At 62.3% G+C, this 14921-nt stretch carries 14 protein-coding genes; 7 read left to right on the forward strand and 7 right to left on the reverse strand.

The annotated features are described in order from the left end of the window. Position 1 precedes the first annotated feature (1 nt). Positions 2-1945, reverse strand: coding sequence for an aldehyde dehydrogenase family protein (locus tag VFV96_04450; protein ID HEU5069649.1), 1944 nt, complete (start codon positions 1943-1945; stop codon positions 2-4). Next, positions 1942-2913 carry an isocitrate/isopropylmalate family dehydrogenase gene (locus VFV96_04455; protein ID HEU5069650.1) on the reverse strand — a complete coding sequence of 324 codons (972 nt, stop codon included), beginning with the start codon at positions 2911-2913 and terminating at the stop codon, positions 1942-1944. Before VFV96_04455 ends, VFV96_04450 begins: the two co-directional genes overlap by 4 nt. Positions 2914-3436: 523 nt before the next feature. On the opposite strand from VFV96_04455, the gene VFV96_04460 reads away from it, so the two are divergent. Then, complete coding sequence (locus VFV96_04460) at positions 3437-4660, forward strand: CvpA family protein (protein ID HEU5069651.1); 1224 nt, start codon at positions 3437-3439, stop codon at positions 4658-4660. Positions 4661-4739: 79 nt separating this feature from the next. Here VFV96_04460 and VFV96_04465 read toward each other — a convergent pair whose 3' ends face one another. The 3 genes from VFV96_04465 to VFV96_04475 are packed head-to-tail and all read right to left on the reverse strand — an operon-like array spanning position 4740 to position 6921. Further along, entirely contained in the window at positions 4740-5207 is a 468-nt protein-coding gene (locus tag VFV96_04465) for a hypothetical protein (protein ID HEU5069652.1), read from the reverse strand. A 5-nt stretch (positions 5208-5212) separates the two neighbouring features. Continuing rightward, entirely contained in the window at positions 5213-5860 is a 648-nt protein-coding gene (locus VFV96_04470; GenBank protein ID HEU5069653.1) for a sigma-70 family RNA polymerase sigma factor, read from the reverse strand. 8 nt (positions 5861-5868) lie between these two features. Beyond that, positions 5869-6921 carry a polyprenyl synthetase family protein gene (locus tag VFV96_04475; GenBank protein ID HEU5069654.1) on the reverse strand — a complete coding sequence of 351 codons (1053 nt, stop codon included), beginning with the start codon at positions 6919-6921 and terminating at the stop codon, positions 5869-5871. A gap of 162 nt (positions 6922-7083) precedes the next feature. Here VFV96_04475 and ccsA point away from each other — a divergent pair, with 162 nt between their 5' ends. The 4 genes from ccsA (at position 7084) to VFV96_04495 (ending at position 10546) form a co-directional block, all read left to right on the forward strand. Next, complete coding sequence (gene ccsA / locus VFV96_04480) at positions 7084-7908, forward strand: cytochrome c biogenesis protein CcsA (GenBank protein ID HEU5069655.1); 825 nt, start codon at positions 7084-7086, stop codon at positions 7906-7908. A gap of 5 nt (positions 7909-7913) precedes the next feature. Then, complete coding sequence (gene hemA / locus VFV96_04485; GenBank protein HEU5069656.1) at positions 7914-8936, forward strand: glutamyl-tRNA reductase; 1023 nt, start codon at positions 7914-7916, stop codon at positions 8934-8936. Between the two features lie 42 nt (positions 8937-8978). After that, entirely contained in the window at positions 8979-9947 is a 969-nt protein-coding gene (gene hemC / locus VFV96_04490) for a hydroxymethylbilane synthase (GenBank protein HEU5069657.1), read from the forward strand. 71 nt (positions 9948-10018) lie between these two features. Next, positions 10019-10546: a hypothetical protein gene (locus VFV96_04495; GenBank protein ID HEU5069658.1), complete on the forward strand. Its 528-nt coding sequence runs from the start codon at positions 10019-10021 to the stop codon at positions 10544-10546. Between the two features lie 51 nt (positions 10547-10597). On the opposite strand, the gene VFV96_04500 is transcribed toward VFV96_04495, so the two are convergent. Then, positions 10598-11128: a hypothetical protein gene (locus tag VFV96_04500; GenBank protein ID HEU5069659.1), complete on the reverse strand. Its 531-nt coding sequence runs from the start codon at positions 11126-11128 to the stop codon at positions 10598-10600. A gap of 217 nt (positions 11129-11345) precedes the next feature. On the opposite strand from VFV96_04500, the gene VFV96_04505 reads away from it, so the two are divergent. After that, positions 11346-13202: a heparinase II/III family protein gene (locus VFV96_04505; GenBank protein HEU5069660.1), complete on the forward strand. Its 1857-nt coding sequence runs from the start codon at positions 11346-11348 to the stop codon at positions 13200-13202. Next, a complete protein-coding gene (locus tag VFV96_04510) occupies positions 13199-14524 on the forward strand; it encodes a DUF5722 domain-containing protein (GenBank protein ID HEU5069661.1) in 1326 nt (441 codons plus the stop codon). Before VFV96_04505 ends, VFV96_04510 begins: the two co-directional genes overlap by 4 nt. Positions 14525-14690: 166 nt before the next feature. On the opposite strand, the gene VFV96_04515 is transcribed toward VFV96_04510, so the two are convergent. After that, positions 14691-14921 (reverse strand): hypothetical protein (locus tag VFV96_04515; protein ID HEU5069662.1); only part of this gene is annotated, 231 nt, incomplete at its 5' end.

Below are 14921 nucleotides of genomic sequence, written 5' to 3' on the forward strand. Positions count from 1 at the left end.
CTCATGCGCCATAAACGGTTTGAATGCGCGTGTAAAAAAGCGCATCGCCGGTGCCGTGCTCTGGCGGCCCGATGCCGGAGGCCTTCCACCCGCCAAACGGCAGCGTCACATCGGCTCCGGCAGTGGACGCGTTCAGCCGCAGAATGCCAGCGCGGCTTTGGGTGAGAAACTCCTGTTGACGGGCGGGCGCATTGCTGAACAACGCGGCGGCCAGCCCATGCCGGACACCATTGCTCAACGTCAGCGCCTCGGCAAAGTCCCGGGCGCGTTGAACCACAAGCAGCGGACTCATGCTCTCTTCCTGCACGAGCGGGTGGTCCGGCTCGTCACAGCACGCAATCACCGGCCGCGCATAGGCGCCTTCGCGCACCCACTTTGCTTCGGCATCGGCGGCGTGGGTGAATTCCAGCCGGCCAGCGCCGTCGGCGACGGCCTGGGCCACTCGCCGGGCATGCTCTTCCCGACGGGCGACATTCAACAACGGGCCAATTTCGGCATCCGAGTCCAGGGGGTCGCCCCAGACCAGATGCTCGGCGGCTTGCTTGAGGGCGGCGAGCGCGCGGTCGAAGCCTTGCTCGTTCACAATCACCCGCCGATTCGCGGTGCACCGCTGGCCGGCGAAGCCAAACGCGCCCCGGGCTATGTCCGCCGCGGCAGCCGGCACATCCGCATCGTCCCAGAGAATGGCCGCATTGTTGCCACCAAGTTCTGCCTGAAGCGGCGCAAGGCGGCGCGCGCAGATTTCCTGCATGGCCTGGCCGGCGTAAGTGGAACCGGTAAACGTGACGGCATCGATCCTGTTGCTCCCGGCAAGTTGTTGCGCGGTGGTGTGGTCGCCGCGCAACAGTTGCACCAGTTCCGCCGGGATGCCGCATTCGCGCAGCAGACGCAGCAGGGCTTCGGAAATCCGCGTGGTGGCGGGCGCTGGTTTCCAGACCACGCCGTTGCCATACATCAAAGCCGGCGCAATTTTGCCGAGCGGAATGGCCACCGGATTATTCCATGGCGAAATCACCGCCACCACGCCGAGTGGCTGATGCCGCACGAGCCCGCCGGTTTCACGAACTTGAAAATGAAAGGTGGCGGCCCGCCGGACGACGTCCCGCACGTTGACGGCCGCGCGGCGAATCTCCTCCAGGCCGTGCGCGAACGGCTTGCCCAGTTCCAGCGCCATCTGGCGCGCCCAATTCGGCGCCGTCGCCTCCAGCCGCGCGCTGACTTGCGTCAACCGCGCCGCGCGTTCGGAAACGGCGGTGCAGTGCCATGCCCCGGTTGCCTCCGTGACCAGACTGGTTGCCCGCGCGATTTCCGCAGCGTCCGCCGGTTGCACTTCAAACAACACTTCATGAACAGCGCGCGGCGAGTGGTGAATGAATCCACCGGGACTTTGGCCGCGCAGCCGCGCCAGCGCGGAGGACATCGGCTCAAACCGGACGCAGCGTTCGGCCAGCCATCGTCGCACGGCCGCGGCGTGAACCGGATCGTTGCTGGCCACCGCGTCCTCCACGATGATCACCGCCCGCCGGCGTTCGAGACTTTCCACCGCCGCCGTGCGGACGCAGGCGTGGAGATGCAAACCCGCGAGCACGACCGCATCGCAATGCAACTGATTCAATGCCGCTTCCAGCTCGCCATTGGCGTAGGCGTTGAAACCTTGCTTGTGGATGATTGGTTCGCCAGCCAACGGCCGCAAGGCGGCCGGCGGCGCGTGTCCTTCCGTTCCAGCCTCGCACCGCCAGCGACCCTGGATTTGCCAATGGGGCAGCCGCCGGTCCGGTTCATCACGCCGCACCGTGGTCCAGACGTGAATCACGGGCCATTGCTGCGCCCGCCAGCCTTGCAGCAACGCCGCCGTCTGCGTCACCAGACGGGCCGGATCGGGCTGAAGACCGGGCGAAGCAAGATAATCCGCCTGCAAATCGATAAGCAGCAGCGCGGGCTTCATGCGGGCTGGCCGGCCGCCGCCGTGCGCAACATCGTTTCCACGACCTTGTCCGTCATCGCCCGCGTGCCGAGCGTTTGGTCATTGTTGCCGCCGCCAAGATCGGCCGTGCGCCAGCCGTCGCGCCAGACACGGCGGAGTGATGTTTCAATCAGCGTGGCGGCTTCAAAGAGACCGAAGCTTTCGCGCAACAACATCGCCAGCGACAGGATTTGGCCGGCGGGATTGGCCACGTCCAGGCCGGCCAGGTCGTGCGCACAACCGTGGTTCGTCTGGTAAACGCCGCGGCCCGCGGGATCGAAGTTGCCGGAAAACGTCACCCCGCGGGAAGCCATCAACACACCGGCGATGTCCGCCATGACGTCGCCGAACAGGTTGGGCGCCACGATGACGTCGAACCGTCCCGGATTTTGAATCAATTCATAGGCGGCGAGATCAATGTTGATGAAGCTCGCCTCGACCCCATGTTGTCGCGCAGCGCGGACAGCCACGTCACGCCACAGGGCGCTGATGGCGGGCACGCCGCCGTCCTTCAGAATGACCTGCAATTCGCCCCGACGTTCTGCCGCCACGCCCGCCGCAACCGTGACGAGCCGGGACACCTCCGCCTCACGATAAGCAAAAGCATGTTCAGCCACTCGCGCGTCAGCGGTTTTGTGTTCGCTCCAACGCCCCTGATAAACGCCGCCGATGTTGTCGCGCACAATGAGCAAATCGATGTTCCGGGCGAATTGGGGTGCCAGCCGGCCGGCGCCCGCCAGTTCGGGGAACGAGCGAACCGGCACGAATTTGCAGAACAAATCAAACCGACGGCGCAGGTCGTAAACATAACGCCCGCCGCAGGGCCCGTTGAGGATGGCGCCGCCCGTTGAAAAATGTCGGTGCAGAAATTCGTCAGTGCCGCGGGCAAACCGGGCCGGTCCCCGGCAATGGGCTGCTCCCGCAGTTCCGGTCCCGACTGCACGTCGAATTCAAGATCCAGCAACTGACCGGCGGTGGAGAGGACTTGCAGCGCGGCACCGACCACTTCCGGTCCGATGCCGGTTCCCTCCAATACACCGATGAGCGGCGGGGCGGCCGACACGGGCGATGTGCCGAGATGGTAAAGCAGCCGTCGAGGCTCGTTTGGTTGCCGCGAGTTTTCAGGTTTGCCTGGCATTTTTGTCACATCTGTTGGTGTCGTGACCGCCTTGCGGACGCCAGAATGACGCTTGTCGGATGACAAGTTTGACGGGTCGCGTCCTGACCAGGGCGATTTCCGACCGGTCTTCTGAGTTACGGCCGAAATGCTGTTTGGAGCGTGCTGTGTGGGGAAATTTTTCGGAAGCCACGATGAAAAGCAAGCGCAACTCAATTGGCGGACTCAATTCGATGCCGCGATTCACCGCGCCTGCGGGTGGCTGGCCAGATTCGGCACAGCTTGAAAATCACCGACCGGGAGAACGCCTGCATTTTCTGCGTGATTTTCGGGGGGCTCCATTTCTATGCTGCGGCATGACAATCTGGATTCTCGCGCTGCTGCTTCTGGCATCGTTGGCTGGTTTGGGGTATCGGCAAGGCGCCATTCGGGTTGCCTTCTCCTTGCTGGGTATTTTCTTTGGCGTGCTGCTGGCGGTGCCGCTGGCCAAGCCCATGGCCATCCTGTTGAAGGCATTCGGCGTGGTGAATCCGGTCATTTTGTGGCTGCTGCCACCGCTGCTGGTGTTTTGCGTCATCTCCGCCATCTTCAAATCCATTGCATTTGCCGTGCATCACAAGGTGGAGGTGCACTTTCGTTACAAGGCCGGCGATCTGCGCTTCACCCTCTGGGAACGCTTGAACCGGCGCATAGGACTCTGCCTCGGGCTCGTGAACGGCACCGCCTACCTGATCCTGATTTCCTTCGTGATTTACACGCTCAGTTACTGGACAGTCCAAATGGAGGCGGGCGACGGCATGTCGCGGACTGCGCGCCTGCTAAACCGCGCCGGGCATGACTTGGAGGAAACTGGCTTCATCAAAACCGCGGGCGCGGTCGGGCGCCTGCCGGAAAGTTTCTACGACGCCGCGGACGTGGCGGGATTGCTGTATCAAAACAGCCTGCTTGAAGCGCGTCTCGCCCGCTACCCGGCCTTTCTGATGCTGGGCGAACGCCAGGAGTTTCAAACCCTGGCCAACGACCAGCAGTTCACCGAAATGCGCGCCCGCAAGGATCCGTTGTCGCAACTGCTCGCATATCCGCCCGTCAAAACCATCGTGAGCAGTCCGGACACGCTCAACACCATCTGGTCCATCGCCAAACCCGACCTGAAGGATTTGACGAACTTCCTCTATACCGCGCACTCGCCAAAGTATGATCAGGAGCCGATTTTGGGCCGGTGGATTTTTGACCTGCGCGGAACGCTCGCGGCCGTGCGCCAGGCACAGCCGAATTTGACCGCCAAGCAAATGCAATCGCAGCGGCTCCTTTACCAGACGTTTTACTCCAAGGTGAAACTGATCGTGGGCACCGACAGCCAGATGGCGATCAAAGATTTTCCCAACTTGGAGGCGCCGCTGGCTCCCGGCACGCCGCCGCCGCTCACGGGCGGACAAGGAAGCTGGTCCGGGGCGAACGGCTTCTATCAACTCAAATACAATCTCGATGGCAAGGACATTTCCGCCACCGCCGCCATTGAAGGACAGCGCATGACGGTTACCATCGAAAAGCTGGCGCTGGTGCTGACGAAGGAATACTGAGGAGTTTGGCGACGGGCCCCTTCCGACCTTGCCTTGCTTGAAAGGCCGGAGGGTTTGCGCTTCGTTCGGAACAAGACCGTTACGGCTGCGGCGTGGCTGAAACCGGCATCGCCTGATACGGTTGCACCATGTCGAAGAGGTTCGGCGCGGCGTTCACCGTGGGATTGGTCGAAGAAAGCTCAACTTGGGATGTCAGACCTGCTTCAGCCGCAACCGGCGTGACCGCCAGGAAGGGCGAACTGGCTTGGATTGCGGGAGAATGGACCAATTCCGGCGGGGTGGATGGCTCTTCGGCCGCAAAGACGCCAATCAAAATCAGGGCACAGACGCCGGCCCCAAAGACGCCGGCAAAAGCCGGCCGACCTTGCAACGTCTCCCACATCTGGTTCAACCAGGACCACTGGCCGCGGCGCTGCCCCTGCCCGGCCCGGAGGCGGGCGATGACATGCCCTGAAAAGGCATGAAAGTAACCCGGCGGCGGCACTTCATGCCGCTTGAGAGCCATGAGGCGCCGGAGTTGTTCGAAATTATCGTTGTTGTTTTCCATACGCATCATTTCAAGTAATCGGCCAGAAACCCCTGCAACTGCTGCCGTGCGTAAAACAGCCGCGACCGGACCGTGCCGATGTTGCAATCCATGATTTTCGCGATCTCTTCGTGCGGCACTCCCTGCACATCGTGCAAGGTCACCACTAGCCGATGCACTTCCGACAGCTTGCCCATGGCCTCGTTCAATTTTTCCTGCAACTCGGTCAACCCCGCTTCCCGTCGGGGCGTTTTTTGCGAAATGAGGGCCACCAAATCCGGGTCGTGCTCGGCGTTGAAATCCAGGTCGTTCAGACTCATGCCCGAGCGGTTCTTCCGTTGCTTGAGGAAATTGATGGTCTTGTTGACGGCGATGCGGTAGAGCCACGTGTAAAAGCTGGACCCGCCCTTGAAGGATTTCAGCGCCTGAAAGGCCTTGATGAACGTTTCCTGCGCCAGGTCGTTCGCATCCTCATGATTTGAGGTCATGTGGTAGATGGTCCCGTAGATCCGTTCCTGGTAACGGCGGACCAGCGCGTCATACGCTTCCAGATTTCCCTGGCGGGCCTGCTCCACCAAACGTTGCTCCTCGCGCGCCTCGGCGGTTTCGGCTTTGGCCACCGGAGCGATGGCCGCCGCTGCGGCGGGAAGACTGGCCTTTTCGGAGGCAGACATGGGCAGATTCAGAAGCCCGTTCCCAAGGCGGCGACTTGTAACTGGAGATAGTCCGCCAACTTTTCCAGGGCGACGCGCCCGGAACGGGCCGGCAGGGTGGCCACCGCGCGGCGCGCCTGGTTCAGGTATTGATGGATGGTTTCGCAAGAGGGCGCCAGCGTGTCGTAATGCCGCAGCAAGCTCACGATGCGGGGAAACGAACCCGGCTGCCAGTTGGTCAATGAGCGGTCCAGTTCCAGACGATCCGCCTCACCGGCCCGCTCGCGCAGGATCAGCATGGGCAGGGTCATTTTCCCTTTCACCAGATCGGTGCCCAACGACTTGCCGGCCTGCGCTTCGGTGCCAAAGAGATCCAGGCAGTCGTCAAAAATTTGGTAAGCCGTTCCGAACGCCATGCCGAACTGGCGCATGGCGGCCCGATGCGGCTGGCTCGCCCCCGCCAGGAGAACCGCGAGATCGCAGGACAGCGCAAACAACTCCGCCGTCTTCATCTCCATGATGCGGAAATATTCCACCCGCGAGAGCTGCAGGTTGGCCCGGTTCCGGTTTTGCAGAATTTCGCCGGCGCAAACCGTGTTGGTGGCGGAGGCCACAGCGCGGCAGATTTCCGGCGTGGGAAAGCTGGCTGCCAGCCGCAACGCGTGGGCAAAGAGGCAATCGCCAAACAGGACGGCAATGTCATTGCCCCAGTTGGAAGCCAGGGTCAGTCGCCCACGCCGAATCTCCGCCTCGTCCATGACATCGTCATGCACCAAGGTCGCCAAGTGGACCATCTCGATAATGACGGCCACCGTGACGTGATCGTTGTTCGTTTCGCCGACGGCATTGGCCCCGAGGGCCACCAGCGCCGGACGGAGGTGCTTGCCGTTGCCGGTGAGGGCATATTCGGCGTAAGGCCGGAGCGCCGGATCAAAGGCGTCCACCTGCGAGGACAAACCGCGCGAAACCGCCTCCAAAAAAGGCTCAACCGGCTCAACAATCTGTTTCCAGGGGTTGGCCGGGTCAGTGCTCTGCGAACGAGCGGCCGGAGGATTGGCCGGCTTGGTTTCCGCGACAAACATCACGGAAAATTTAGGGTCGCCCCACAGGCAAGTCAAACCACTTGTCCCCCAACCAAATGCCCGGCCCGGTTCGGCTCAACTCAATGCCCCAGCGGGCTTTTCGCAAAGACCGAATTGCCGCTTGCCTCGCTGCCCGCCAAACTTAACCTGCATCGCTGCGTGATGATAACCGACCGCCAATTCTTTCTATTCGCCGTCCTGATTTACGGCCTCAGCACGATTTATTCAGTATTCCTCTGGCGTAAAGGATTTCGGCGGGACGACATCGTCAATTATCTCCTGCTGCTGGTGGGGTTCGGCTGTCACACCATGGCCATCTTTAAACGCGGCTTCATCCTGAACCATTGCCCCGTTTACAACGTTTACGAAGCCACCACGTTCTTCACGTGGTTCAGCGTGTTGGCGTATTTGGTCATCGGCGCCTGGCCACGCTTTCGTTTTCTGGGCGTCTTTTTCTCGCCGGTGATGCTGGCCATCGGCGTGTTTGCTTTGGTGGATCCCAATCTGGATCCGCCGCACGGCCCCACGCCGCAATTTACCGGCGCGCTGCCGAGCCTGCACGCAACGCTTTCCCTGCTGGCGTATGCCGCCTTCGGCTTGAGTTGCGCGGCGGGACTGATGTTTCTGACGCAGGAAAAAAACCTGAAGCAGCGCAAGGTCAACGCCCTCCTTTCCCTGCTGCCCCCAATTCAACGGCTCGAAATTGCGGTCGGGCGGCTGATGCTGGCCGGCTGGATTCTGCTGTCGGTCGGCCTCGGCACTGGAGCAGTCTATCTCGACGAAAACCGGGCGCGCTACAACCCGGAAGGCGATCCCAAAATCATCTGGGCCATCGTGGTCTGGATCAGCTATCTGGCGTTGCTCATCCTGCACCGCAGGGGCCGGCTCCGGGGGCGGCGCTTTGCGCTCGCGGCCGTCGTCGGCTTTGCCTTTGTGGCGTTGACCTTCTGGGCCACCAACCTGCTTTCGCCGATTCATCATCGCTGAACGCCATGCCCGTTGTCGTCATCGGTCTCAGCCATCGCACATCACCCGTTGAGGTGCGCGAACGATTCGCCTTTGCCGAACCCGAAGTGCCGGAAGCGCTGGCCGACCTACGGCAGCGCGGCCTCGCGGAGGAGGCAGTCATCCTCTCGACCTGCAATCGCGTCGAGCTTTACGTCGCCACGCCGCTCGAACCCGGACGCGCGTTTGCCGAGTTGCAACACTTTCTGGTCACCCATCACGCTTATCCCGATCCGGTTCACGACCACCTCTACAAGCTGGCCGAACCGGAAAGCCTACAGCACCTCTTCAAGGTCGCCAGCGGTCTGGATTCCATGGTGCTGGGCGAGACCGAGATTCTCGGCCAGCTCAAGCATGCCTACGACCTCGCGCTAAAGCACAAACACACCGGCGGCCGCCTGAACAAGGCCTTTCAGCGGGCATTCAACGTGGCCAAACACATCCGCACGGCCACAAACATTCAACGCGGCAGCGTCAGCGTGGCGAGCGTGGCTGTCGAACTGGCGGAGAAGATTTTCGCCACCCTCGCCGGCCATCAGGTGATGGTCATTGGCGCGGGCGACACGAGTGAGAAGACCGCCCGCGCCCTCGTTTCCCGCGGCGCACAGGGCATCATCGTCACCAACCGCACGCTGGCCCACGCGGAAACGCTGGCCCAGACGCTGGCCGGCCGGGCCATCAGCTTCGAGCAATGGCCCCAGGAATTCGCGCAGATTGACATCGCCATCAGCAGCACTTCCGCGCCACACTACGTTCTCGACCGCGCCAAACTCGAGCCGTTGATGAAGCAACGCCGCAACCGCCCGCTCTTGTTGATCGACATTGCGGTCCCGCGCGACATCGATCCGGACGTGAATCAGATGGACAACGTCTATCTCTACAACGTGGATGATTTGCAGATGATCGCGAACGATTACCTGCAGCAGCGCCGCGAGGAAGTGGCGCGATGCGAAACCATCATCATCGACAAGGTGCGCGGCCTGCTCAACGAACGCCGGCCGCCGGGATGAACATTGAACCGTATCGAGAACCCTGACTCATTTCCTACAACCATGGCCGATTCGACCATCATTATCGGAACGCGCGGCAGCGCGCTAGCGCTCGCCCAGTCCAACATGATTGCCGCGCAATGCCGCGCCGCCCTGCCCCAGTTCCGGTTTGAGCTGAAGATCATCAAAACGACCGGTGACAAGCTGCAAACCGCCAGCATGGCCCAGGGCGAACTGCCCAAAGGACTCTTCACGAAGGAACTCGAAGTCGCCCTGCTCGACGGGCGGGCGGATTTTGCGGTGCACAGCTTGAAGGATTTGCCAACCGAACTGCCTCCGGGCCTGAAACTCGGCGCCGTCGGCGTGCGCGAGGACGTGCGTGACGTGATGATTTACCGTGCCCAAGGAGCCTCGATGCAGCCGGCGCGGCGCGCCTTCGGCGCCCACATGCAAGTCAGGGATTTGCCGGCCGGTGCGACCGTTGCCACCAGCAGCACACGGCGCCGCGCCCAATTGCTCGCCATCCGGCCCGATCTTAAAGCCGTCGAGATTCGCGGCAACGTCGCAACCCGCATGCAAAAACTCGCCGCCCAACCGGAGCTGGACGCCACCATCCTGGCCCTCGCCGGCCTGAAACGGCTCGGTTATCGTTTGACGCCGGACGGCCGTATTGAGGGCAAGGATGTGCCGACGGGATTGTTGGCCACGATCCTCGATGTCGACTCCATGCTGCCCTGCGTGGGCCAGGCCGCGATTGGCATTGAAGTCCGCACGAATGACGGGCGGATCGACGCCGTGTGCGCCCAGCTCAATCATTTTGAAACCTTCCAATGCGTGACGGCGGAACGCGCCTTCCTGGCAGGAATGGGCGGCGGTTGTCTGGCGCCCGTGGCGGCCTACGCGGAACCTGTCGGCGGGCAAATCAGCATGCGCGCGGTATCCTTCGTGAACGGTTGCCGGCGGGCGGAAGCCAAAGGCGCCATCCACGAGCCCGCCCAGCTCGGCGCGGGCATCGCGGCCAAGCTGAAGTAAGCGGGGCTCACTTCGCCACAGCCATTCTCCGCTTGACCGCATGGCGGCGCGGCCTAGCTTGAGGGTATTCCATGAAAATCATCCCCTTGATCACCTTGGGCCTGTTCTGCTGTGCCATGGCATTCGGACAATTGCCTCCCCAGCCGCCCCGCCCCCTTCAACCGCCGGCGCCGCCGCATCCCGGCCAGCCGCCGACCGCTCCCAGGGACACCGCGAATTACCTCATCACGGTGACGTGGAACGATGCGAAAGCGGGCACCAATTCATTGCAGGTGTTGAGTGCCGAGGGCTCGTTCAATTTGGACACCATCCAGTCCAGCGTGCGCATCAACAACTCCGACATCCCGACCACCGTGAGCTTCAACGGCACGATCACCCCGCTGGGACCCGAAAAAGCCCGGTTGAAAATCTTTCTCGGTCGCACCGTGCCTTACGTCACAGGCACCTACTCCGGCGGCGCGGGAGCGCAATCCTCCAGCTACCAGCAGATGCGCGTCGGTCTCGACTCCACCTTCACCGTCACCTACGACAAACCCATGGTGGTCCAGGCCGACCAGAACGGTGAAGTCTCCGTGCTGGTAAAACGGCAGGGAAATTGAGCGGCCATTTCTTTGCCGAATTTTTGCCAGGCACGGCGCGCGCGTGCCGGATTAAAACTGGTCTTCCTTTTCCTTGAACAACACGTTGAACGTCGTCAGAGAACCGTAGCAACGCGTCACGTATTGCTGCATTTCCACCTTTTCACCATCGGCCAGCTTTTCGTGGGCGTTGATTTTTTGTTCCAGCACACGGAGCTGGTTGCGCACCATGACGATTTTGTGGAAGAAAACTTCCACTGGCACTTCCTTGGTCTGGAGGGTCGGATCCGCAGGATGAAGGACGAGCTTGCCACCGTGCCAGCGTGCACCGAGCTGGCCCACCACGGCATTCGGTTGCTCGAAACCCAGTTTGTCAACCAGCTCGCCCACCGTGCGTTCGATCAACAGGCCAACCGGGATGCTCAACGGGCTGATGACAGCGGTTGCCTCCGCAGGCTCCACGCCGGCCGCCTGCGGGTCCACCGTGTGGAGGCCGGAATCGAATCGCACGTCCGCCGTATGTTCATTGAGCGACTTGACCGCGCCGACCCCATATTGCACGTGCCGCACCTGCATCCCAATCCGCATATCTTCGATTTTCATAGCTTTGCCCGGATTGTGGCCACGGCATTGGTCCGGCGCCACCGGAAAAAAAGAAAACAACTCTCAATTTCCGCGCTTCGGGACCGCCGCTCACTCCGGCCTCCCAGCATCAGGCAGATGACCGTTGCCAAAATTGCGGCTCGAATTTTCGGCCAGCCCGCGCAGTCTGTTCATGATGAACTCACCCATGAACCGGACACGGCGTTTCGGACTTCTTTTGGCGGCAGTTTTTTTCACCAGCATCGCACTGGGCGCGGAACCGGACGCGGCCCGGGTGGCGCAAATTGCAGCCTGGCTGCCCGCTTCACCGCAGGGCGTCGCCCCGTCCATCGCAGACCGTGCCGCGTGGCGTCAACTGGCCGGGCGCCCCGAATTCGCTGACGTTGTTGAGAACGCCGCCCGCCTCGCGCGCGAGCCTTTGCCTGAACTGCCGGATGATTTGTTCCTCGACTACTCGCGCACCGGCAACCGTGATCATTGGCAGAAAGTGGCCTTTGCGCGGCGTGCCCGGGTGCAAACGTTCGTGCTGGCCGAGTGCCTGGAGGACAAGGGCCGGTTCATTGCCCCCCTGGAGGAAACCATCACCGCCCTGTGCGCTGAAAAAACCTGGGTGTATCCCGCACACGATGGGTCGCTCAAAAATTTCCACGGCCGCATCACGGAAATCGATCTGGGTTCGTCAACCTTGGGCGGTGAACTGGCGCTCGCAGATCGTCTTCTGGCCGGCAAGCTGTCACCCGCAACGCACGCCTTGATCCAAACCAATCTCGAACGGCGCATCTTCACCCCGTTTCGCGCCGCCGTGCGCGGCACCGGGCCGCAGTTCTGGTGGCTGACCGGGCGCAACAACTGGAACGCCGTCTGCCTCGCCGGTGTAACCGGCGCCGCGTTGAGCGCGCTGTCGTCGCCAGCCGATCGCGCCTGGTTCATCGCGGCGGCCGAACGTTACGTGCGCAACTTCCTGGGCGGCTTCACGCCGGACGGCTATTGCAGCGAAGGCGTCGGCTACTGGAATTACGGCTTCGGCAATTTCACGACGCTCGCCGAAACCATCCGCCGCGACACCGGCGGCAAAGTGGATCTGCTGGCGGAACCGGCGGCGCTGCGGCCCGCCCAATTCGGGGCGCGGACGGAAATCCTGGCCGGCATCTATCCGAGCATCGCGGACTGCTCGCCCGGGACGCATCCCGACGAAAAGTTGATGGCGTTTCTCGCGCGCCGATTCGGCTTTGCCGTTCCCGATTACGCCAAGAGCAATGGCGACAGGCCTTCGTCGGTGCTGGCGCAAACCCTGATGTATGCAACCGCACCGGACGACCTTCCCCACATCGGCGCCGCCGCGGACGCTGCGGAGCTGGCGTGGCGGACCTGGTTCCCCGACGGTGGGGTGTTGATTTGCCGGCCGGGGCCGACCAACCCCGCGCCCTTTGCCGCCTGCTTGAAGGGGGGCAACAATAATGAAAACCACAACCACAACGACGTGGGCACCTTCATGGTCGTCGCCGGCAAAACCATGGTCATTTGCGACCCGGGCGGGGAAGTTTACACGAAACGCACCTTTGGCCCGCATCGCTATGACAGCAAGGTGCTGAATTCCTTTGGCCACGCCGTGCCGGTCGTTGCCGGCCAGTTGCAACGCCCGGGCGCCGCCGCCCGCGGCGTGGTGTTGCACACCCGGTTCACGCCCGCGGCGGATGAACTGAAGCTCGATATCCGCTCGGCCTACGCCGTGCCGGAATTGACGCGCCTGGAACGCGAATTTGTCTTCCGCCGCGGAGCCGCGCCGGAACTGACGGTGAGCGACAGCATCGCGTTCTCGCGGCCCGAGACCTACGAATCGGCGCTCATCACGTGGGGAGATTGGAAACAGGTGGGCAGCGACGAAATCCTCATCACGGACGGCCGCGATGGCGTGCGCGTGCGCATTGATACGGGCGGTGTGCCGGTCAAAATCTCCAGCGAAACCATTGACGAAGATGTCCACACCCGTCGCCAACCGGTGCGGATTGGCATTCGGCTGACCGCTCCCGTGACCCGCGCCGAATTCAAGCTGCGCATCACGCCTGCTCAATGAATCTGCCGCTCCTCGTGAACCGTTGTGCGCCGGCCCCATTCGCGGCGGGCGCACTCTTGGCCGCTTCGCTGGCAATCGCAGCGAACACGGGGGCCGCCGCTTCGCGTTACGAGGCGCCGTATCCGGTGGCGCTTTCGAAAAAGGGGTTGCAGGTGGAACAGGTGGATGACGCGCTGGCGCTGGGCGTGAAGCAGGCGGCACTGAATTTCAACCTGTCACAGCTCATCGCCCCGCACGGCGAAACGAATGGGCCGGTGTGGGAGGCGGACGGACAACATTATTTCTTCCATCGCGCGTATCTGGAAACCATGGACCGGCAGATCAAGGCGTTGTCCGAGCACGGGGTGGTCGTCACCCTCATCGTGCTGACCTACCAGTCCGCTGATCCCGAGGTGAACCGCATCTTGATCCACCCTCGTTGTGTTCCGGACGCGCCGAATCATCTCGGCAACTTCAACACGGTGACTGCGGAAGGCCGCGGCTGGCTGGCCGCGACGCTCGGCTTTTGCGCCGAACGCTGGTCGCGTCCGGATCAAGCCCATGGCCGGGTGGCGGGCTACATCATGGGCAACGAGGTCAACTCGCACTGGTGGTGGGCGAACATGGGCCACGTCACGATGGAGGAATTTGCCGATGATTACCTGCGCACCGTCCGGCTGGCGCACCAGGCCATTCGTCAGCAATCCAGTTGGGCCCGCGTTTACCTTTCGCTCGAACACGACTGGAACAGGCGCTACCCGGCGGGCGACGCGACGCAGGCCTTTCCGGGCCGCGCGTTTCTGGACTATTTCGCCCGGCGCGCCCGCGAAGGCGGCGACTTTGACTGGAACCTGGCCTTTCATCCCTACCCGGAAAATCTCTTCGAACCGCGCTTCTGGAAGGACCGGACGGCCACCACCAACGTGCTCACCACCCCGCGCATCACCTTCAAGAACATCGAACTGCTGCCCGCATATCTGCGGCGGCCCGGGTTGCTGTTCCGCGGCGAGCCGAGACACCTCATTTTGAGCGAGCAGGGATTTCACACGCCCAAAGGCGACGACGGCGAGGCGATCCAGGCTGCCGCGTTTTGTTACGCCTACAAAAAAATTGAACGGCTGGATGGAATCGATGCGTTCATCCTGCACCGGCACGTGGACAACGCCGCCGAAGGCGGGCTGCTGCTCGGCTTGCGCAGCAACCGGCCCAAGGATGGCGACCCCCACCCCAAGAAGAAAATTTATGACTGCTTTCGCGCCGCGGACACGCCGGATTGGGAACGGGCGTTTTCGTTCGCCTTGCCCATCGTCGGGCTCCGCAGTTGGGACGAGGTCAATCCTTGAGGCGGTTTGAAACGTTCTTTAGCCGGCCGGCGGTCACCCCGCCCATGAACTTGGTCGTGGGACAAGGTGAAGGCGGGCATTGTTCGCGGCCCCGCTCACTTTGCCGGTCAACTTGCCCACTTTGTTCGTCAGCAACGTCATTTGGTTGACTGACAAGGCGACTTTTTCAATCGAAACTCCCGCTTCTTTGCCTCGCAAAGCCGCTTTTTGCCCTGACAGAGCCGTTCTGTGCCCTCGCAACGTCGTTTCCTGCCCTGACAACGTCGTTCTGTGCCCTCGCAACGTCGTTTCCTGCCCTGACAACGTCGTTCTGTGCCCTCGCAATGTCGTTCTGTGCCCTCGCAACGTCGTTTCGTGCCCTCGCAACGTCGTTTCGTGCCCTCGCAACGTCGTTTCG

The sequence above is a fragment of the Verrucomicrobiia bacterium genome (genome assembly GCA_035765895.1).
Classification (GTDB): domain Bacteria; phylum Verrucomicrobiota; class Verrucomicrobiia; order Limisphaerales; family DSYF01; genus DSYF01.